This is a genomic window from Dactylosporangium sp. NPDC000521 (assembly GCF_042898305.1).
Classification (GTDB): Bacteria; Actinomycetota; Actinomycetes; order Mycobacteriales; family Micromonosporaceae; genus Dactylosporangium.
The window spans coordinates 1-20,435 of record NZ_JBIAYW010000017.1; the positions used below are offsets into that span (position 1 = coordinate 1).

General features: G+C 71.5%; 17 protein-coding genes. 5 read left to right on the forward strand and 12 right to left on the reverse strand.

Annotated features, from left to right (window positions below; translation table 11 throughout):
* From ACFY3L_RS39445 to ACFY3L_RS39475, 7 genes are all read right to left on the reverse strand, one after another.
* The coding region (locus ACFY3L_RS39445; protein WP_389336547.1) for an endo-1,4-beta-xylanase at positions 1-608 on the reverse strand (608 nt) is incomplete at its 3' end.
* 172 nt (positions 609-780) lie between these two features.
* Complete coding sequence (locus tag ACFY3L_RS39450) at positions 781-2,595, reverse strand: family 43 glycosylhydrolase (RefSeq protein ID WP_389337037.1); 1,815 nt, start codon at positions 2,593-2,595, stop codon at positions 781-783.
* 2 nt (positions 2,596-2,597) lie between these two features.
* Positions 2,598-4,115 (reverse strand): glycoside hydrolase family 27 protein, encoded by a 1,518-nt coding sequence (locus ACFY3L_RS39455; protein WP_389337040.1) that lies wholly within the window; start codon positions 4,113-4,115, stop codon positions 2,598-2,600.
* A 122-nt stretch (positions 4,116-4,237) separates the two neighbouring features.
* Positions 4,238-5,365, reverse strand: coding sequence for a ricin-type beta-trefoil lectin domain protein (locus ACFY3L_RS39460; RefSeq protein ID WP_389336550.1), 1,128 nt, complete (start codon positions 5,363-5,365; stop codon positions 4,238-4,240).
* A 60-nt stretch (positions 5,366-5,425) separates the two neighbouring features.
* On the reverse strand, positions 5,426-6,910 hold the full coding sequence (locus tag ACFY3L_RS39465) for a non-reducing end alpha-L-arabinofuranosidase family hydrolase (RefSeq protein ID WP_389336553.1): 1,485 nt from the start codon (positions 6,908-6,910) through the stop codon (positions 5,426-5,428).
* A gap of 63 nt (positions 6,911-6,973) precedes the next feature.
* Complete coding sequence (locus ACFY3L_RS39470; protein WP_389336556.1) at positions 6,974-8,422, reverse strand: endo-1,4-beta-xylanase; 1,449 nt, start codon at positions 8,420-8,422, stop codon at positions 6,974-6,976.
* A 24-nt stretch (positions 8,423-8,446) separates the two neighbouring features.
* Positions 8,447-10,504, reverse strand: coding sequence for a family 43 glycosylhydrolase (locus ACFY3L_RS39475; protein ID WP_389336559.1), 2,058 nt, complete (start codon positions 10,502-10,504; stop codon positions 8,447-8,449).
* A 312-nt stretch (positions 10,505-10,816) separates the two neighbouring features.
* Between ACFY3L_RS39475 and ACFY3L_RS39480 the strand changes: the two genes are divergently transcribed.
* Together ACFY3L_RS39480 and ACFY3L_RS39485 are read left to right on the forward strand one after the other, a co-directional pair.
* On the forward strand, positions 10,817-12,331 hold the full coding sequence (locus ACFY3L_RS39480) for a sigma-70 family RNA polymerase sigma factor (protein ID WP_389336562.1): 1,515 nt from the start codon (positions 10,817-10,819) through the stop codon (positions 12,329-12,331).
* 171 nt (positions 12,332-12,502) lie between these two features.
* A complete protein-coding gene (locus ACFY3L_RS39485; RefSeq protein ID WP_389336564.1) occupies positions 12,503-13,999 on the forward strand; it encodes a S8 family serine peptidase in 1,497 nt (498 codons plus the stop codon).
* Positions 14,000-14,119: 120 nt separating this feature from the next.
* Here the strand turns inward: ACFY3L_RS39485 and def are convergent, their stop codons facing one another.
* The 4 genes from def to ACFY3L_RS39505 are packed head-to-tail and all read right to left on the reverse strand — an operon-like array spanning position 14,120 to position 16,501.
* Positions 14,120-14,644 (reverse strand): peptide deformylase, encoded by a 525-nt coding sequence (gene def / locus ACFY3L_RS39490; protein WP_389336567.1) that lies wholly within the window; start codon positions 14,642-14,644, stop codon positions 14,120-14,122.
* Between the two features lie 20 nt (positions 14,645-14,664).
* Positions 14,665-14,853: a hypothetical protein gene (locus tag ACFY3L_RS39495; RefSeq protein WP_389336569.1), complete on the reverse strand. Its 189-nt coding sequence runs from the start codon at positions 14,851-14,853 to the stop codon at positions 14,665-14,667.
* The gene (locus tag ACFY3L_RS39500) at positions 14,847-15,587 is read right to left on the reverse strand and encodes a DUF4240 domain-containing protein (RefSeq protein WP_389336571.1); all 741 of its coding nucleotides are present in this window, start codon (positions 15,585-15,587) and stop codon (positions 14,847-14,849) included. The genes ACFY3L_RS39495 and ACFY3L_RS39500 overlap by 7 nt, the downstream gene beginning before the upstream one ends.
* Positions 15,588-15,598: 11 nt before the next feature.
* Positions 15,599-16,501, reverse strand: coding sequence for a DMT family transporter (locus ACFY3L_RS39505; RefSeq protein WP_389336573.1), 903 nt, complete (start codon positions 16,499-16,501; stop codon positions 15,599-15,601).
* Positions 16,502-16,573: 72 nt separating this feature from the next.
* On the opposite strand from ACFY3L_RS39505, the gene ACFY3L_RS39510 reads away from it, so the two are divergent.
* The 3 genes from ACFY3L_RS39510 to ACFY3L_RS39520 all read left to right on the forward strand — a co-directional run bounded on the left by ACFY3L_RS39510 (position 16,574) and on the right by ACFY3L_RS39520 (position 19,641).
* Positions 16,574-17,509 carry a LysR family transcriptional regulator gene (locus tag ACFY3L_RS39510; protein WP_389336575.1) on the forward strand — a complete coding sequence of 312 codons (936 nt, stop codon included), beginning with the start codon at positions 16,574-16,576 and terminating at the stop codon, positions 17,507-17,509.
* A 4-nt stretch (positions 17,510-17,513) separates the two neighbouring features.
* Positions 17,514-17,681 carry a hypothetical protein gene (locus ACFY3L_RS39515; RefSeq protein ID WP_389336577.1) on the forward strand — a complete coding sequence of 56 codons (168 nt, stop codon included), beginning with the start codon at positions 17,514-17,516 and terminating at the stop codon, positions 17,679-17,681.
* 61 nt (positions 17,682-17,742) lie between these two features.
* Positions 17,743-19,641, forward strand: a complete 1,899-nt coding sequence (locus ACFY3L_RS39520; protein ID WP_389336580.1) for a hypothetical protein — start codon at positions 17,743-17,745, stop codon at positions 19,639-19,641.
* A 196-nt stretch (positions 19,642-19,837) separates the two neighbouring features.
* Here the strand turns inward: ACFY3L_RS39520 and ACFY3L_RS39525 are convergent, their stop codons facing one another.
* A complete protein-coding gene (locus tag ACFY3L_RS39525; RefSeq protein ID WP_389336582.1) occupies positions 19,838-20,368 on the reverse strand; it encodes a DUF3455 domain-containing protein in 531 nt (176 codons plus the stop codon).
* Positions 20,369-20,435 lie beyond the last annotated feature (67 nt).

Here is a 20,435-nt window from a genome sequence, read left to right on the forward strand (position 1 = left end):
GGGTCCGCGTTCCTGGCGGTACGGAACGCCACCTCGATCCAGTCGTTGCCGGTGGCCTGCAGGTTGGACTGCCGGCGGCTGCCGTCCTCGTTGAAGGCCTCGTTCACCACGTCCCAGTAGGCGAGCTTGCCCTTGTAGTGGCCCATCACCCCGTTGATGTGGTCGATCATCGCCTGCCGCAGGGTGGAGCCGCTGATCCCGCCCCACCAGCTCGGCTGCTGCGAGTGCCAGGCCAGGGTGTGACCCCGGACCTTCATCCCCCGCTGGGTCGCCCAGTTGTAGATCTGGTCACCGGAGCTGAAGTTGAACACTCCCCGCTGCGGCTGCGTCGCGTCCGGTTTCATCTCGTTCTCGGCCGTGATCATGTTGAACTCACGGCCGGCGATGGTGCTGTACGTCGAGTCGCCGAGCCGGCTCGCGGCGATCGCCGTTCCGAAGTACCGGCCGGACTGCGCCGCCGCCGCACCCAGCGTGCTCGCCGCCGCGTCCGCCGCCGGCACCATCACCGCAGCCACCGCCGCCACCACGACGCCGACCACACCGGCGGTCAGCGCGATCAACGGCGGGCGCCGCCGTGGGCGTCGATGGGCGAAGTGATTTTCCGCCATCCTGAACTCCTTGCGTCACCAGGACGCCCAGACGTTTCGGCGGAACGGCTGGACGTCGATTCGGGATTGATGTACGGCGATCATGTGTCGCCGCACCGGTTCCGACAAGGTTTTTCGCAAAAACTCGATCAGCACCCTTGCGACCTGCGGAACCGGTGCGGCATAACACGAATTACGAAATCAGTAGCGACGCGTCGTCGAGATAGAAGTTGTCGGTGCCCGCGGTCGTTTCGACGTAGAAGGTGGCGCCGGTCAGCGTGCCGGTCCAGGAGACGGTCGCGGTGCCGGACAGCTGCGTCCAGCCGCCCGCATTCACGGCGGTCGCCGGGGCCAGCTGCACGTAGCTGGTCGTGCCGCCGGCGGTGACGGCCAGCATGACCTTCGCGCTGGGCGTGCCGCTCGCGCTGCGGACCCAGGCGCTCGCCGTGTAGGTCCTGCCGTTGACCAGCTTGCTGGTCACATCCTGGGCTGGGCCGTTCCACGCGGCGGTGCGCCCGGTGACCAGCAGCGACTGGCTGCCGCCGTGCGCGGTGCCGCTCGCCGACAGCGTGCCGCTGCCGAACATGCCCCACCCCGACGTGCCGCTCTCGACCGTGCCGTTGACGAGCAGGTTCCCGCCGCTGCCGCCGCCCCCGGTGAACTGCCACCAGTTGACGTTGAACAGGTTGCCGCTGCCGCCGGTGAACTTGAGGTACAGGTCGTGGGTGCCGGTCGCGCCGCTCACCGGGCAGGTGACGCTGGTCCAGGTCTGCCAGCCGCCGGTGCCGGCGACGGTGCAGGTGCCGACGAGGGCGCCGTTGACGCTGTCGAGGTGCAGCTCGATGCGGCCGCCACTGGTGGCGGAGGCGACCCTGGCGGTGAACGACGTGGCGCCGGCGCCGAACGCGACGCCCTTGACCTTGATCGAGTCGTTGTTCTCGATCCAGCCGACGTTCATGCCGCCCTCGCTGGAGGGCTCGGTCTCGACGCCGGTCTCCCACGCGATCGTCTCGGCCTCCTGCCGCACGTACGGGTCGAGGGTGCCGACCTGCGGCGCGCCGCCGCTGGTCATGGTGATCGCCGGGATGGTGCCGTCGGCGTTGTAGCTGAACTTCTCCACGGCCACCGAGCGGGTGTAGCCGCCACCGCCGGGCAGCGCGCCGTTGTGGTAGAAGAAGTACGACCCGCCGTTGAAGTCGATGACGCCGGGGTGGTTGGTGAAGCTGCCGCCCTGCGTCGGCATGACGGTGCCGCGGTAGGTCCACGGGCCGGTCGGCCCGGGGGCGGTGGAGTAGCCGATGAACTCCGAACAGCACTTCGCGGCGAACACGTTGTAGTAGAGGCCGTTGCGCTTGTAGACCCAGGGGCCTTCCTCGTACAGCGTGGGGCGGCTCGCGTTGCCGGTGCGGGTGCCGAAGCCCGACGTGGTGAGCGGGATCTGGGTGACGCCGCCGGAGTAGGAGATCATGTCGGTGTTCAGCCGCACGTACCAGAGGTTCGGGTTGCCCCAGTACAGGTAGGCCTGGCCGTTGTCGTCGATGAAGACGGTCGGGTCGATCTCGTTGTTCTCCACCAGCGGCCGGCCGATGGCGTCGGTGAACGGCCCGGTGGGGCTGCTGGAGACGCCGACGCCGATGGCCATCCGGCCGGTCGAGCGGTTCGTGACCGGCACGTACCAGTAGAACTTGCCGTTGCGGTTGACGACCTGCCCGGCCCACGCGTTGGCGCTGGCCCAGCTGAAGGTCGCGAGGCTCATCGGCGAGCCGTGGTCGGTCCAGTTCACCATGTCGGCGGAGGAGTAGACCCGCCACTCCTTCATGGTGAAGTAGGTGGAGTTGTCCTCGTCGTGTCCGGTGTACAGGTAGACCCGGCCGTTGTACACCAGTGGCGCCGGGTCGGCGGTGTAGACGGTCTGCACGATCGGGTTGTCGGCGCGGGCCGACGGCATCGGGCCCGCCACCACGATGGCGGCGCCGATCAACAGCAGCAGGCCGGCGAGTCGTCGCATCGTCATCCTCTCGTCCAGCGCTGGTTCGCCGCGGCCGTGCACGTCCAGAGCAGGACCACGGTGCCGTTGGCGGTGAGGTTGTGGTCGACGTCCAGGCAGAGCCCGGACGCGGTGCCGCGGACGGTGCCGTCGGCGTTGAGCGTCCACTGCTGGTTCGTCCCGCCGTTGCAGTCCCACAGCTGCACCTTGGCGCCGGCGGTCGCGTTCAGGGGTGCGTCGAGGCACTTGCCGAGCGCCTGCAGCGTGGCGCCGTCGATGGTCCAGCGCTGGTTGGCGCCGCCGTTGCAGTCCCAGATGACCGGCTGCGTGCCGTTGGCGGTGCTGCTGTTCGGCACGTCCAGGCAGCGGCCGGAGGCGGCGCTGACCAGCGTCGACCCGGCCGGCGGCGTGGTGGGGGTGGTGGTCCCGCCGCCGCTCACCCGGTACACGACGGTGCCGTGCGCGGGCACGGTCGCACTGATGCTGCCGGTCGTGGTGCTCGTGGTGTTCGTCCACGCGTCCCGCAGCGTGAACGAGCTGCCCGACTTGCCGGCAGCGGCCGCGGTGGTGCTGACCGTCGTCGCGGATCCGCCCTGGTTGAACAGCGCGACCGCGACGTCACCGTTCGCGAGCCGCTTGGCCAGCACGCGGCGGGTGCCGTCGTTGGAGATCTGGGTCGCCTGCAGGCCGAGGCTGTCCTGGTTGATCGCGATCAGGTTCTGGTTCTTCAGGATCGTCGCGGTCGCGGCGCTCTGCGAGCGGATGTCGTTGCCCGCGATCAGCGGTGACGCCATCATCGCCCACAGGGCGAAGTGGCTGCGCATCTCGGTGTCGTTCATGCCGCCGCGGCCGACCTCGAGCATGTCCGGGTCGTTGAACCGGCCCGGCGCGGCGTAGCCGGCGAGGGGCACGGTGACGTTGACGATGTTCTGGATGCCCATCGGGTAGCCGTTGGTCTGGCCCGAGTCCCAGGTGTTGGTGATGTCCTCGGTGGTGCGCCACAGGTTGGCCACGTCGCCCCAGTTGCGCTGCGGACCGGTCTTCGCGTGGATGCTGTTGGGGTTGATGCTGTACACGATGGGCCGGCCGGTCGCCGCGAGCGCGTCGCGCATCTTCGCGAAGGTGGTCACCTGCTCGCTGATCGTGCCGCTGGGCGAGCACCAGTCGTACTTGAGGTAGTCCACGCCCCACGCGGCGAACTGCCGGGCGTCCTGGGCCTCGTGGCCCTGGCTGCCGGTCGCGCCGGGGTAGCTGCCGAAGTACTGCGCGCAGGTCTTGTCCAGCGGCGCCTGGTAGATGCCGAAGAGCAGGCCGCGGGAGTGCAGGTAGTCGCCGAGGGCCTTCATCCCGTTCGGGAACCGGCTCGCGTTGGCCTGCAGGTTGCCCTGCGAGTCGCGGGTGGAGTTCATCCAGCAGTCGTCGACGACCACGTACTTGTAGCCGAGGTCCCGCATCCCGCTGCTGACGATCGAGTCGGCCATCTGCCGGATCAGCGCGTCGTTGATGTTGCACCCGAACGTGTTCCAGCTGTTCCACCCCATCGGCGGCGTGCGGGCCACGCCGTTCTCCAGGGCCTGCGCGTCCGGGCCGCGCACGACGGCGGCGAGGATGCCCGCGGTCAGCACGGCCACCGCGGCCACGAGCACACCGATACGTTTCATGCTCATCTCCTTGTCCAGCGCTGGTTCGCCGCCGCGGTGCAGGTCCACAGCTGCACGGGGGTGTTGTTGGCGGTGGCGTTGCCGGCGACGTCGAGGCACAGGCCCGACTGGGCGTTGCTGATCGTGCCGTCGCTGTTGAGGTTCCACCGCTGGTTCGTGCCGCCGTGGCAGTCCCACAGCTGGACCTTGCTGCCGGCGGTGGCGCCGGTCGGCGAGTCGAGGCACTTGCCGAGCGACTGCAGCGCCTGGCCGTTGAGCGTCCAGCGCTGGTTGGCCGCGCCGTTGCAGTCCCAGATGATCGGCTGGGTGCCGTTCGCCGAGTTGCTCCCCGGCACGTCGAGGCAGCGGCTGGAGGCGGCGCTCACCAGCGCGGAGCCGGTGCCGCCGGTCGGTGTGCCGGGGCTGGTCGGGGTGCCCGGGTCGCCGATGCTGCCGGGGACGGCCCGCAGCGCGGTGTACCAGGTGGCGGCCATCTTGTCGTAACCGCCGGCGGTGGGGTGCACGCCGTCGATGAGGTCGCCGGTGGTGAGCGCGGCGTGCATGTCGACGAAGTGGACCCGCTTGCCCGCGCTGGCCTTGCTCTGCACCATGCCCGGGATGGTGGCGTTGAAGGTGCGGGCCGCCGACTCCTGCCCGCTGTTGCTCAGCGGGATGATGCTGGCGACGAACACGTCGGCGTTCGGCGCGGCGGCGGTGATGTGGTCGACGAGGGTGGAGAGCCGGCCGGGCGCGCCGGCGACATTGAAGTTCTGCAGGATGTCGTTGGTGCCGATGTGCAGCAGGACGGTGCGCGGGGTGGTGGTGCGCAGCCAGCCGGTGATGTTGGCGTCGATCTGGTCGATCCGCCAGCCGGGGTGGCCTTCGTGGTCGTGGTCCCACAGCGACGCCGGCCCGTTGAACTGGGAGCCGACGAAGTCGTTGCGGTAGCCGCCGGCGGCGAGCCGCTGCCAGAGACCGATGCGGTAGCCGCCGGGGACCTGGGTGCCCTCGGTGATCGAGTCGCCGAGCGGCATGATCCGCACGCCGCCGTTGGACTCCGCCGAGGCGGGTGCGGTCAGGGCCGCGGCGCCCGCCGCGGTGAGTGCGGCGGTCAGGGCCGCGGCGATGAGCCAGTGTCGTGCCGTGCGCATGGCGGTGCCTCCTGAATAGAGACGGCCGGCCGCCCCGAAAGGCGGCCGGCCGTGGAACAACTAACGCTGCAGGGTCAGCACACCCGGGCGGTACGGCAGGAGGCCGTAGTCGCCGCCGGAGCTCGGGGAGCGACCCTGGTACAGCAGCTGCAGGTTGCACGGGTCCACGGTCTTGGTCTGGTCGGGGTTGCTGCGGACCAGGTCGCCGTGGCTGATGTCGTTGGTCCAGGTGGCGCCGCTGTTGGCCTTGCCGGCGAACGGGTTGCTCTCCGTCGCCGCGTTCGGCGTCCACGAGCCGCTGAGGCTGGAGGACGTGAACGAGCGGAAGTAGCGGCCGTTGGCGCCGATCGCCTCGACCAGCATCAGGTACTGGTTCTGGCCCTGCACCTTGTACACCTCGACGCCTTCGAACAGGTTGTTCGTGGTGTCGCTCATGATCTGCGTGTACGAGGAGCCGAAGCTGCCCGGGAAGTTCCCGATCGGCATGCTGGCCCGGTAGATCTTGCCGTTGTCACCGGCGAAGAACAGGTACATGTTCTGGCTGTCACCGATGATCGTCTGGTCGATCGGACCCGTGCCGGAGCCGGAGATGCTGCCGGAGAACAGTGTCTGCGGCGACGACCAGCCGTTCGGGTTCGTCGGGTCGCTGGACGTGCGGTAGTTGAACGCCGCCCCGCCCCACTGGTAGGTCAGGACCCAGATGTTCTTGGGCGCGAAGTAGAACAGCGTCGGCGCGACCGCACCGAAGTTCATGCCGTTCTGCGACGCGGAACCCATGTCCGACCAGTTCGTGAACAGGCCGAAGTTCATCGACCCCCAGGTCGAACCCGTGTCGTGCGTGGTGGCGTAGACCAGGTGCTTACCCTGGTAGACGACGTTGGTGAAGTCCTTCAGCGACACCCACCCGGAGCGCGGGTTGGCGAGGGAGCCCGTCGAGGTCCAGCGGTACGACGACGGCAGCGTGCAGCCGCCGCCGGTGTTGCCCGGCGTGGTGGGCGTGGTGCCGCCGACGCGGACGAGCTGCCACTGCTGGTTGTTGCCGCCCCAGTCGCTGTACTGGACGATGTTGCCGCCGTCCGCGGTCGAGGCGCCCTGCACCTCCAGGGCCTTACCGCTGTTGCGGTTGATCAGCCGCACGTACCCGCCGTCCGAGTCCGCGAGCCGCCACTGCTGGTTCGTGCCGTTCAGGTCCGACCACTGCACGACGGACCCGCCGTCGGCGGTGGAGAAGTTGTACACGTCCAGGACCTTCGAGGACAGCTTCGACTTCAGCCGGTAGTAACCGCCGCCGGAGTCGACGAACTGCCACTGCTGGTTGGAGGCGTCGCTGCGGGCCCACTGGGTGATCCGGGCGCCGTCGTTCGTGGCGAAGTTGTACACGTCGATGGCCTTGCCGCTGTTGCGGTTGACCAGGACGTACGAGGCGCTGGTGTCCACGGTGGCGGCCGCGGCGGTCGTCATGTTGAGGACCACCACGCCGCCGCCGACCAGGGCCATGGCGGCCGCGGCGAGGCCGATGCGGCGTCGTGTTCGATACGTGCTCATGTGCGGGGTGTGCTCCTTCTTCGATGGGGTGTCAGTTGCACGCGGGCTTCGACGGGGTGCTGTCTACACGCGGACGAGCTGCCACTGCTGGTTGTTGCCGCCCCAGTCGGCGTACTGCACGACGTTGCCGCCGTCGGCGGTCGAGGCGCCCTGCACCTCGAGGGCCTTGCCGCTGTTGCGGTTGATGAGCCGGACGTACCCGCTGCCGGAGTCGGCGAGCCGCCACTGCTGGTTGGTGCCGTTGAGGTCGGCCCACTGCACGACGGAGGCGCCGTCGGCGGTGGAGAAGTTGGAGACGTCGAGGACCTTCCCGGAGTGCTTGGAGCGGATCCGGTAGTAGCCGCCGCCGGAGTCGACGAACTGCCACTGCTGGTTGGCGCCGCTGGTCCGCGTCCACTGGGTGATCCGGCCGCCGTCGTTCGTGGCGAAGTTGTACACGTCGACGGCCTTGCCGCTGTTGCGGTTGACCAGCACATACCAGGCGCTCGTGTCGACGCCCGTGGAGCCGGTCGGGCCGGGGTTCGTGCCGGCGTTGAGCGCGTTCAGCGTCGAGGTGTAGGCGGCCTTCTTGGCGCCGGATGCGTTGAACAGCAGCGGGTTCTCGCAGGTACGCCACGAGTCGCTGTCCCTGATGCCCCACACCGTGATGCCCGTACACCTGGAAACGGCGAGACAGGAGCGCACGACCGTCGCGTAGTTGTTGGCCTGGTTGCTGCCGGCGATGTCCAGCTCGGTGATCTGCACGTCGACGCCGAGGTCGGCGAAGCGCTGCAGGTTGGCCTGGTAGTCGCCGGGCACCGAGTTGCCCAGGTGCGACTGGAAGCCGACGCAGTCGATCGGCACGCCGCGGGACTTGAAGTCGCGCACCATGTTGTAGATGCCGGTGCTCTTCGCGTTGATGCCGTCGGTGTTGTAGTCGTTGTAGCAGAGCTTCGCGCCCGGGTCGGCGGCCCGCGCGGTACGGAAGGCGACCTCGATCCAGTCGTTGCCGGTGCGCTGCAGGTTCGAGTCGCGGCGGCCGCCACTGCCGCCGTCGGCGAACGCCTCGTTCACCACGTCCCAGGCGTAGATCTTGCCCTTGTAGTGGGTGGCGACCTGGGTGATGTGGTTGACCATCGCGTTGCGCAGCGCGCTGCCGGACATGTTCTGCGCCCAGCCGGGCTGCTGCGAGTGCCAGGCGAGGGTGTGCCCGCGGACCTTCTGGCCGTGCGCCTGCGCGTGCGCGACGATCTGGTCGCCGCCGGTCCAGCGGAACTGCCCCTGGTTGGGCTCGGTGGCGTCCCACTTCATCTCGTTCTCGGGCGTGATGGAGTTGAACTCCCGGTCGAGGATGCCGGTGTACGTGCTGTCGCCGAGCTTGCCGGCGGCGACGGCGGCGCCGAAGTAGCGGCCCTTCTCCGCCGCGGAGGTGCCGAGGGTCGTGCCGGCGTCGGCGGAGCCGTTGAAGAGCACGGCTGTGCCCGCGGCGAGCACGGTGGCCGCGATCAGCGGCAGGATCACGCGTCTTCTCACGAGCTGTTCCTTTCTACGGGGTGCTTACGGGGTGGTCGTTTCGAAGCGCTTGACGGTGACGGCGCCGCCGAGCGCGCGGGTGGCGTAGTTGAAGACCGCGTAGCGGTAGCCCATGAAGAACTGCCAGGCGTTGTTGAGCGTCAGCGCGGACCCCAGCGGCGTGAAGGTCGTGCCGTCGGTGCTGTAGGAGAACCGCGCCTGCCGCCCGCTGCCGGGCCGGATGTCGGCGGTGGCCCGCAGCCAGATCCGCCCGCCGGACACGGCCGCGCTCGCCGCCTCGGTGCCGGTGCTGCTGGTGCCCCAGCTGCTGTTCATGGTCAGGCCGTTGACCATCGCGACCCGGGTGGTGCCGCCGTCGCGTCGCACGCCGATCCACGCCGACGAGTCGCGCAGCATGGCCAGGCCGGCCCGGTCGCCGTCCGCCATGCCCGAGTAGTCCAGCTCGATGGTCGCGGTGGAGGTCGGCCCCTGGATGCGGTGCGTCAGGGTGTTGCGGGCCTGATAGAGGTCGCCGGTGACGGTGGCGGTCTGCAGCCGCAGCCCGCTGCCGGTGGAGAACTTCGACGTGTCGGGGTTGTGGTTCCACTCCCACTGCGGTCCGAGCGCCGCGCTCGTGAACGTGTCGGCGCCGGTCATCGGCTTGACCGTCTTCGACGTCGTGATGTTCGGCTTCGGGTAGGAGGAGCCCCAGCCGCCGTTGACGGTCTGCACGACCGGCCAGCCGTCGGCGGTCCAGGTGATCGGCGCGAGGGCCGGGACGCGGCCGCCGGGGTACGCGTCGACGAACGCCATGTAGTACCAGTCGCCGTTCTGCGTCTGGACGAGGCCGCCCTGGTGCGGAGTGCCGCCGCCGGAGATCGGGCTCGGCATGTTCAGCAGGACCTGCCGCATCTCGTACGGGCCCCAAGGACTGCTGGATTTGAGGATGTACTGGCCGTTCGCGGGCCTGGTCACGAAGATGTAGTAGCTGCCGTTGCGCTTATAGAACCGCGAGCCTTCGAGGGTGCCGACGCTCGACGGCGTGGTGAACACCTGCTGCGTCCGGACCTGGCTGAGCCCGTCGGCGGACAGCTGGGCGACGCTGAGGGTGCTGTTGCCGTACGCGACGTACATGGTGTCGTTGTCGTCGACGAGCAGCCCCGCGTCGTAGTAGCAGTTGTTGATCTGCGACCGCTTCTGCCACGCGCCGTCCACCGCGGTGGAGGTGTAGACGTAGGTGCGGTTGAACTCGACGCACCCGATCCAGTAGTACGTGCCGTTGCTCTTGCGGTAGTTGAGGGTGGACGCCCAGATCCCCTTCACGTAGGCCCGGCCGCCGCTGAGGTCGTAGTTGCTGGAGCCGAAGTCGAGCCTGGGCACCGAGTGTCCCGCGTACTCCCAGTTGACCAGGTCGTAGGAGCGCAGGATCGGCGCGCCCGGCGAGTAGTGCATGGTGGACGCGGAGTAGTAGTAGGCGTCGCCGACCCGGATGATGTCGCCGTCGGCGAAGTCCTGCCACACCACCGGGTTGGTGTACTGCCCGGACGGCGTGGTGGGGTCGGTGCCGCCGAGCTTCACGAGCTGCCACTGCTGGTTGTTGCCGCCCCAGTCGCTGTACTGGACGATGTTGCCGCCGTCCGCGGTCGAGGCGCCCTGCACCTCCAGGGCCTTGCCGCTGTTGCGGTTGATCAGCCGCACGTACCCGCCCTCCGAGTCCGCGAGCCGCCACTGCTGGTTCGTGCCGTTCAGGTCCGACCACTGCACGACGGACCCGCCGTCGGCGGTGGAGAAGTTGGAGACGTCCAGGACCTTGCCGGAGTGCTTGGAGCGGATCCGGTAGTAGCCGCCACCGGAGTCGACGAACTGCCACTGCTGGTTCGCGCCGTCGCCGCGGGTCCACTGCGTGATGCGGCCGCCGTCGGCGGTGGAGAAGTTGTAGACGTCCAGGGCCTTGCCGCTGTTGCGGTTGACCAGCACGTAGGAGGCGCCCGTGTCGACCGTCGCGGCCGATGCGGTGGTCATGTTCGCGACGGCGACGGCACCGCCGACCAGGGCCACGACGAGCAGGGTAGCGATGCCCGACGCCTTGTTACGGACCGTCATGCGGTGCTCCTCGAATCTGTGTTAGCGCTCACATCCAGTCCGCGAGATTGCCAGACCGAATGCGAACATTCAAGGGGGTAAGGACATGCAATGTCTTTCGTGACGTAACATCGCCGAAATTTTCATCCGCGAATTCCTGCGACGTTTCCGGGGGGCCTTGAATAACAACTAAGAAGTGCGCGAGTTTGTGTTATGTACGGCAGGGACACATGGTCGCGCCCGCCGGATGCTTGACGCGGCGGCCGGTCGTCGGTGACAGTCAACGACCATGCCGGGCGGCTGCACGGTGAATGCTGTGACTGCGATGTGACGATGCGAACCACCGACTTGAAGGAAACGGACCTCGTGCTGGCGGCGCAGGCCGGTGACCGGCGGGCCGTCGACGAGCTCGTCGCCGCCAGCCTGCCGCTGGTCTACACGATCGTCCGCCGCGCACTGGACGGGCACGCCGACGTCGATGACGTCGTGCAGGACACCATGCTGCGGGCCGTGCGGCGGCTGCGGGCACTGCACCAGCCGGAGAGCTTCCGGACCTGGTTGGCGGCGATCGCGGTCCACCAGGTGAGCACCCACCTGCACCGCCGCAGGACCGCCGCCCGGCGGATGGCCCCGCTGGAGGAGGCGGCCGGAGTGCCGGACGTCGCCGCTGAGGTCGAGGACGTCACCGGGCTGCGCCTGGAGCTGTCCGACCAGCGCCGCCAGGTCAGGCGGGCCGCCCGGTGGCTCGACCCCGCCGACCGCGCGCTGCTGTCGCTGTGGTGGCTGGAGAACGCCGGCGTGCTCAGCCGCACCGAGCTGGCCGGGGCGCTGGGCGTCAGCGTCGCCCACGCCGCCGTCCGCGTCCAGCGCATGCGCCACCAGCTCGACCTGAGCCGCGAGATCGTGGCCGCGATGGACGCCGCACCCAAGTGCCCCGACCTCGACGCGCTGGTAGCCGGCTGGGACGGCACGCCCGGCCCGCTCTGGCGCAAGCGCCTCGCCCGGCACGTGCGCACCTGCCGGGTCTGCGTCGCCGCCGCCGAGGGGCTGATCAGCCCGGACCGGTTGCTGCCCGGGTTCGCGCTGCTGCCGGTCCCGGCCACACTCAGCTCGGGCCTGATCGGCAAGGCGACCCTCGGTGCGACCGTCCAGGCCGGGGTGTTCGGTCACCTCGCCCAGATCCTCGCGGCGCACCCCGTCGCCGCGACCGTGGCCGTCGCCGTTGCCGCCGGCGCCGCCGTCACCGTGACCACCCTGCCCGCCGGCCCGCCGCCGTCCCAGGGGCTGCAGGCGGCGACGACGACGGCGGTCCGGGTGCCGCCCGCCACGACCCCGGCCACCCCCGCCGAGCCGGCGTCGAAACCGGCGGCGACCAGCGCCGCCACCGGCTCGCCGTCCCCGCGCACCGCCACCCTGGCCCCCGGGCGGACCGTGTCGATCGAGTCGGCGCACGAGCCCGGACTGTTCGTCACGACCGTCGACGGCCTCGGCGTGCTCGCGGCGGTCCGGGCGGACAGTGCCGGCGCGGAGCGGCGCCGGGCGACGTTCACGGTGCTCGCCGGGCTGGCCGACCCGGCGTGCTTCACGTTCCGCGCCGACGACGGCCGGTTCCTGCGGCACGCGTCCTGGCGGTTCCAGCTCAGCAGGGACGAGGGCACGCCGCTGTTCCGCGGCGACGCCACCTTCTGCGCCCGAGCCGGCGCGACGGCGGGCACGGTCGTGCTGGACGCGCAGATCTACCCCGGCTGGTTCCTGCACCACCGCGGCGAGCAGCTCTGGGTCGACCAGGACGACGGCAGCGCCGCCTTCCGGGCCGAGTGCTCCTTCCGCATCCGGCCCGCCCTCTGAAGGGTGCGGCCCGGTTGCGGATCGGTGAGCGTCGAACCAACCGGCGGACACCAAGCGGGTGGTTCGTGTCGGGTGGCCGGACAGTTCACCGCCGCGAACAGTGGTGCCGCAACCGGCGGCGGTCATGGTGGGGAGGTCGAAAGATCACCTCCAAGGACGGAGCTCCATACCGTGAACATCGCCAAGAGACTGCGGGCCGCCGCGGCGGGCGCGCTGCTGGCGCCGGCGGCGGTCACCCTCACCGCCGGGCAGGCGCACGCGGTCGTCAACGCCGCGGACACGGCGGCGTCGGCGACCACCCTGGCGCAGGTGCGGTCGGTCATCGGCGCCGACACCGGCACCGCGGCGACACTGACCGGCAAGGGCGTCGGCGTGGCCCTGATCGACACCGGTGTGGCAGCGGTGCCCGGGCTGCCCGCGGCGCAGATCGTCAACGGCCCCGACCTGTCGTTCGAGTCGCAGGCGGCGAACCTGCGCTACCTCGACACCTACGGCCACGGCACCCACATGGCCGGCATCATCGTCGGCAACGACACCGCCACCGGCACGAAGGGCATCGCCCCCGGCGTCAAGCTGACCTCGCTGAAGATCGGCACGTCGACCGGCGCCGTGGACGTGACGCAGATGATCGCCGCGATCGACTGGGTCGTCGCGCACCGCAACGACGACGCCGCCAACCCGATCAAGGTGCTGAACCTGTCCTACGGCTCGGGCGGCGCCGGGCAGACGTGGACCGACCCGCTGCAGTTCGCGGTGGAGAAGGCGTGGCAGGCCGGCATCGTCGTGGTCGCCGCGGCCGGCAACAACGGCAACGCGGCCGGCGCGCTGACCAACCCGGCCATCGACGACTGGGTCCTCGCCGTCGGCGCCACCGCCACCAACGGCACCACCACCACGACCGACGACACCCTGGCCACGTTCACCAACCTGGCCTCGACCACCACCGCTGGCGTCGCCGGTCAGGTGGACCTGCTCGCCCCCGGCACGTCGATCGCGTCGCTGCGCGTCCCCGGCTCCAACGTCGACAACCTCTACCCGTCGGCGCGGGTCGGCGAGACCCTGTTCAAGGGCAGCGGCACGTCGCAGGCCACCGCCGTCGTCTCCGCGGCCGCCGCGCTGGTGCTGCAGGCGAAGCCGACCGCCACCCCCGGCCAGGTCAAGGACTGGCTCGTCAAGGGCGCCACCACGCTCGGCATCGGCACCGCGAAGACCCTCGGCCTCGCCGAGCTCAACGTCAACGGCGCGCTCGCCCGCACCGGCACGACCGTGACCGCGCCGGCGCTGCAGCCGTCCAGCGGCACCGGCTCGATCCAGAGCGCCCGTGGCACGAGCAGCCTCACCCTCGACGGCGTGAAGCTCACCGGCGAGCGCACCATCTGGGGCTCGTTCAACAGCACCCAGTGGGCCAAGTCGACCACGCCGTCGTGGTCCGGCGGCTCGTGGCTGGGCTACCAGATCGCCGGCAACGACTGGACCGGCACGTCCTGGGCGTCCAAGACGTGGGCGTCGGCGGCGTGGTCCGCGGCGCCGTGGGCCGGCAGCGCCGCCGCCGGCTGGAACGACCCCGCGTGGTCCGGCCGCACCTGGTCCGGCCGCACGTGGTCGGCGGGCACCTGGTCGGGCCGCACCTGGTCCAGCGACGGCTGGGCCGGCGGCACCTGGTCCTGACCTGTCCGCCACGAGAGGGCGGGCCCGGCATCGCCGGGCCCGCCCTCTCGTCATTCGCTCAGCGTGAATTGCTCAGCGTCAATTGGTCAGCGTCAATTGGTCAGCGTCAATTGGTCAGCGTCATCTGCTCGGCAGCCCGGCCTCCCGCAGCAGCCGGTCGCGCTGCTGCGCCGGGAGCCGGTCGACGTAGACGGTGCCGTCCAGATGGTCGCACTCGTGCTGCAGGCACCGCGCGAAGAACCCGGTGCCGGTCACCGTGATCGGCGCGCCGTCCCGGTCGAAGCCGGTCACCGTCGCGCGTGCGGCCCGCGGCACCTCGGCACGAGGGCCCGGCACCGACAGGCAGCCCTCGGTGCCGGTGTCCGTCCCGGCGAGCGCGGACGCCGCCTGCAGCTGCGGGTTGACGACGTGCCCGACATGGCGGGTGCCCTCGTCGTCGGGGCAGTCGTAGACGAACACCCGCAGGTCCACGCCGATCTGGTTGGCGGCGAGACCGACGCCCTCCGCCGCGTACATGGAGGCGAACATGTCGTCGAGCGGCTCGGCGAGCGGCTCGCCGAAGTCGGTGACGTCGGCGCACCGGCGGTGCAGCACCGGCGTGCCGTAGTGGGTGATCGGTCGGGCCTCGCCCCGGGTGATCGGCATCGTCGCAGTGTAGATACCCGTCAGGGCATGCCGCCCGACACGCCTGGGCCGAGGTGACGGGCCACCATCTCGGCGGCCATGCGCTCGATCGCGGCGGACTCCTCGTGACCCTGACGCTGGTTGCGCAGTTCCTCGTCGGACAGCGAAGGGATCGGCGGGAACGGCGGCATCGCCGGCATCCGGATGTGCTCCGCGGTGATCGTCAGCACCGCGAGCAGGTCGTCGCGGGCCTTCTCCGGCTCCGTGGCGCCGGGGGCACTGGCGAACCCGTGCCGGTCGCGGACCACCTCGGCCCGCACGATTTTGCGCCCTTCCGGACCTTCGTCTGCTCGCGGCTGGACCAGTCGATGATGAACATGATGTCCGCCTGCGGTGCCGGCGCGGCGCTCCACCACTGCCGCCACTCGGCACCCGCGTCCAGCGCGTCGATCAGGCGCAGCTGCGTCAGCTCGTACTCCGGGCTCATCTGGACGCCGAGGCCATACCCGCCGGACCAGTTCAGCCACGCCGGCTGCCACCCGGTGGTGTCGTCCTCGACGGGCCGGCCCCACGCCGGGCTGGTGCCGGTCTCGTAGCTCACCGGCGCCCTGTGCTCCCACGGCCGATCGGTCGCCCGTTCGTAAGCGGTGGACGCCACGAACAGCAGCTCTTCCGCCTCCACGTCCACCAGATGGCGCAGCGACGGCGGATCCTCGACGACGCTTCGGTACACCCGCGACCCGGACAGCACCGCGGCGCAGCGGAGGTACAGAAGTGCGTCACCGTGGTCCACGGCGTGCGCCGGCGTGTCCAGCCGCTGCAGCGCCTCCGCCAGCCGGTCCTCGAAGCCGGTGATGTCGCCCTCCGCCCGGACGGCGAGCAGGTCCACCAGCCGGGCCGCCCGCGCGTCGAACGGCAGGTCCAGGACGCCGTCGATCAGCCGCCAGAAGTCATCGCTGTCCATCACCGCCCAACCTAGTCGGCCACCGTTGCGGCGACGGGCGAATCGGCAGGTTCCCTGCGGGCCGCTGTCTGCAGGACGACGGCGGAGGCGAGCACGAGGGCTGCACCGGTGAGCTGGACCGGGGTGAGAGACTCGCCGAGGAGGACGGCGGCGAGGGCCGTGGTGACGACCGGCTCGAACGTGGACAGGATCGCGGCCGTGGACGGGCCGGTGCGCTGGAGGCCGGCGAAGAACGCCAGCATGGCCGCGACGGTCGAGACGGCCGCGATGCAGCCCAGCCACAGCCACCCCACCGGCGCGAAGCTCAGGTCGATCCCGCCGTTCAGCATGGCGTTGGCGGCGAGGGTACCGGCAGCGCCCGTCATCACCAGTGCGGCCAGCAGCACGGGCGGCATCCGGTGCACGACGGTGTCGGCGACGAGGATGTAGCAGGTGTAGACGACCGCGGAGCCGAAGCCGAGCAGCGCGCCGAGCGGGTGGAAGCTGACGCTGCCGGTGCCGAGCAGGACCAGCAGCGTGCCCGCCGACGCGGCGACGAGGGCCGCCCCGCGGCGGGGGGTGAGGCGTTCGCGGCCGAGCAGGACCGCCGCGACGGTCACCAGAACCGGGAACGTGTACAGGATCAGGGACAGCAGCGAGGCGTCCATGAGGCGCAGTGCCGCGAAGAACAGGCTCGCCTGGGCGGCGTAGCCGATCGCGCCCAGCCCGAGCGCGGTGCCGACGGCGCGCCGCGTCGGCTGGGCACCGCGCAGTTCCGGGCGCAGCAGCAGGACGAGCCAGAGCAGCGCGGCGGCGAGGACGAAGCGGACCAGCAGCAGCGCCCCGGGCGAGACCCCCGCGTCGTAGGCGAACTTGCCGAAGATCGCGAGCGCGCCGAAGCACGCCGCGGAGACGAGACACAGTGCCGGACCCATGCGTCGAGCGTTGACCATGACACCGTGCAGGTCCAGCGACGATTCCCGGTGCTGACTCGTTAGGATTCCCGCATGGTCGCGCTGGATCTGCGCCGGCTGCGCTTCCTGCGCGAGTTCGAGGAGCGGGGCACCCTCGCCGCGGTCGCCGCCGCGCTGGGCTACAGCCCGTCGACGGTCTCCCAGCAGCTGACGCTGCTGGAGAAGGACGTCGGCACCCCGCTGCTGGAGAAGGCCGGGCGCGGTGTGCGGCTCAACGACGCCGGCCGCCTCCTCGCCGGGCACGCGCGGGTGCTGCTGTCGGCCGCCGAGGCGGCGGAGGCCGACCTGGCCGCGCTCGGCAGCGACATCCGCGGCACCGTGCGCGCCGGCGGCCTGCAGTCCGCGGCGCGGCGGCTGCTCGTGCCCGCCGTCGCCCGGATGCGGGCCGAGCGGCCAGGGGTGCGGGTGGAGATCTCCGAGCTGGAGCTCGAGCAGGCGCTGCCCGGCCTGCGGCTCGGCACGGTGGACCTGGTGGTCGGCGACGAGTACGACGGGCATCCACGGCCACGCCCGGCCGGGATGCGCTTCGCGGTCCTGCTCGAGGAGCCGCTGCGGGTGGTGCTCCCGGCGGCGCACCCGCTGGCCGTGGACGGCGGGCCGGTCGCGATCGCCCGGCTGCGCGACGACGTGTGGACCGCGTCCGCCGAAGGCACCGGGCACCACGCGATGGTCCTCGGCACCTGCCGGGCGCTCGGTGGCTACGAGCCCGACGTGCGGCACCGCTCCAACGACGCCGACGTGCAGCTGGAGCTCGTCCGGGTCGGCGCCGCGGTCGCCCTGATGCCGCCCCTCGCCCTGCCGCCCGGCGACCCGGCGCTCGCCGTCCGCGACCTCGCCGAGTCCACCCTCCGGCGCCGCCTGGTCACCGTCACCCGCGACACCCCGCCGGCACCCGCCCTGACAGCCTTCCACGCGGCCGTGAAGGACCTGGCGGCGCACGTGACCCCGGCGGCGCCACCGGACAGGTAGCGGCGTGAGCGGCGGCGAGCGACGTGTCCGGACGCTGTACGACCAGACCCCGCGCTTCGCGCAGCGGCGGGTCCATCCGAGCCACGCGGAGGACGCCGTCGCCGACGCGTACCTGGTCGCGTGGCGCCGCCTCGATCATGTCTCCCACCGGCCCGGCGACGCGCGGACCTGACTGTTCGGCATCACCCGGCACTTACCTGCTCACCACGCGGCGGAGATCTACGCTTCGGCGGGTGTACGAAGGACTGGACGACGTCGACTGGTCGGCGATGCGGCACGCGCACGGCCCAGCCCACGAGGTACCCGGGCTGCTGCGGCGGCTGATGGACCCTGACCCCGAGGCGCGCGAGGCCGCCCTGGACGCGGTGTACCAGAGCATTCACGACCAGGGCGACGTCCACGACCGCACGGTCGCGGCGGTGCCGTTCCTCATCGAGGCGCTGACCACGCCGGGCATCCCGGGCCGGGACGGGATCGCCGGACTCCTCGCGAGCATCTGCGCCGTCGAGTACTGGCCGTTCGACGATCCCGGTGAGGACGAGGAGTTCGCCGCGACGGTCGCGCGGACGGCGCAGGCCCGGCAGCTGGTCAACGCGGCCGCGCCCAGCCTGCTGGATCTCGTCACCGACCCGGACCCCGGCCTGAGGGCCGAGCTGCCGAAGCTGCTGCCGGTCTGCGACGGTGTCGTCGAGCACCTGCTCAGCGTCGCCGCCACGGCGCCGGAGGCGTTCACGGCGGCCGTCGCGCTGACCGCCGCCGCCCGTGCCGATCCCGCCCTCGTGCCGCTCGACGGCGCCGCCGAGCTGCTGGAGCGGGCGTACGCCGAAGCGTCCGCGCCCGTCGAGCAGGCCGGGTTCACCACCGACACCCTGCGCGGCACGGACCGGCGGGTGCCGCACGCGGCGCGGATGGTCGACCGGTTCACCGACGCCCTCGGCCCGCGCGTGCCCGAGCGGGCCGCGATCCTGGCGCGGCTGCTCCGCTCGCCGGACGCCGACGTGGCCGGCGACGCGTTGCACGGCGTCATCAAGCTGGTCGAGGGCTGGCGCGGCGACCACGCCGGCCTGCTCCGGCTGCTCGGGGAGCGGCTCTCTCACCCGGATCCGCGGGTCGGCGGGCAGGCCGCCGTCACGATGCGGCACTGGCTGCCGCTGACCGCCGTCGTCGTCGAGCCTGTGGCGGCGGCGGTGGCCGCGCTGGACGCCCGGCCGCGGCGCGACGGGTGGCCGGCGTGGACCGTCCCGAGCCGGTTCGGCCCGCCCGGCCTGCATCCGACGCTGGAGATCCTGGCCCGGCTGGGCGACGAGCGGGCGCTGCCGTTGCTGCTCACCGCGCTGGATCTGGCGGCACTCCCGCGCTACATCGGGGACCTGCTCGCCTGCTACCCGCGGCACGTCGACCGGATCGTCGCGGCGGTGGTGCCGGCCCTGCCGGCCCATCGCGCCGGCGAGCCGGCCCCACTCGGGTGGTCCAGCATCCACGCCGCGCTGCGGGCGTCCGGGCCGGCGGCGGCTGCGGCCGTGCCGTGGCTGCTCGCGACGCCGATCGACGAAGCATCCGCCACGACGCTGGGCGGCATCGGCGCGGCCGCCGTCGAAGCGGTGCCGGCACTCCGGGTCGCCGCGGTCGGCGACGACGCGGCGCTCGCCGTGGCGGCCGCCGGGGCGCTGTGGCACATCGAAGGTTCGCCGGACGCGGTCCCGCTGCTGACCGTGCGGCTGGACGGGCCGGCGGCCGCGGCGGCGGTGCGGGAGCTCGGCGCGATCGGTGCCGCCGCGGCCTCGGCCGCACCCGCCGTCGCGGCGTTCCTGGACGTCCGGGACGGGACCTGGTGGAAGCCGCTGGGGGCGGCGCTCACGCTGTGGCGGCTCACCGGCGATGCGGACCTGGTCGCGCCGACGCTGAGCGGCGCATGGCGCGGCAACCCCGCCACCCGGCCCAGGATCGCCGCCGCCGTCACCGATGGCGCGCTCGCCGGCGTGCTGGAGCCGTTGCTGCGGGCCGAGCTTGCCTCGCCGCGCCGGTTCCATGCGTCCGGCGGCTGGGTGACCGAGGACGAGCAACTGCTCGCCGGCTGCCGCGCCGCCCTCAGCGGCCAGGCACCCCGGACCCCGCGGTCCCCACTCCCCTGACCGACCGCCCGGACAGCCCCCTGCGACGATCCTGCCTGGACTCGCTCGACGGCACCCGCATCCACACCGTGCAGGCGTCTGTCGCCGAGGGCCACCCTCGACCATGCCCCTGACCGACGGCATTGTCGTCCACGACGTGCACCCGCCAGCCCCGCGTGCGCCGCCCGCGTCGGCGGCGGGCGGCGCGCGGTGTGGTTCAGGCGGCGGGCTGGTAAAAGCGGTAGTCGGCGGTGTACGGGACGCCGGTCGTCGCGCCGTCGGCGCAGGTGCCGGTGGGGGCGGTGCCGCCGCGGGTCGACAGGCGCTGGACGTAGCTGACGTGGCCGAAGACGCCGTCGCCGCGGTTGCGGGTCGCCTGCAGCAGCAGCTGCGGGATCGACCCGGGCACCGGTGACGACGCCACGGGCTTCGCCTCCACCAGCGAACCGTCGTCGGTCGACTCCCAGCTCGGGCCGCGGAAGTGCACGGCGGTGGACAGGGTGCCGGGCCGCTTCGCCCAGCCGGCGAGGTTCGCCGCCGGCTCCACGAACGACCAGGTGCCGCCGGCGCACTGGTACACCTGCACGCCACGCGCCAGGAACGCCCCGACGAGCACGTTGCCGGCCGGCACCTGCACCGCGGCGGGCACCTCCGGGGCGGACCCGGTCCCGGCGGACGCCTGCGCCCCGGCGGTGCCGAGCAGGACGGTGGCCGCGGCGGCGGTGACGGCAAGGTTGCGCATCTTCATGTGTTCGGTTCCCTCGATCCGGAGTTCGGAGTGCTGATGAGGAAAACCGTGCCGGTGGGCGCTGAAA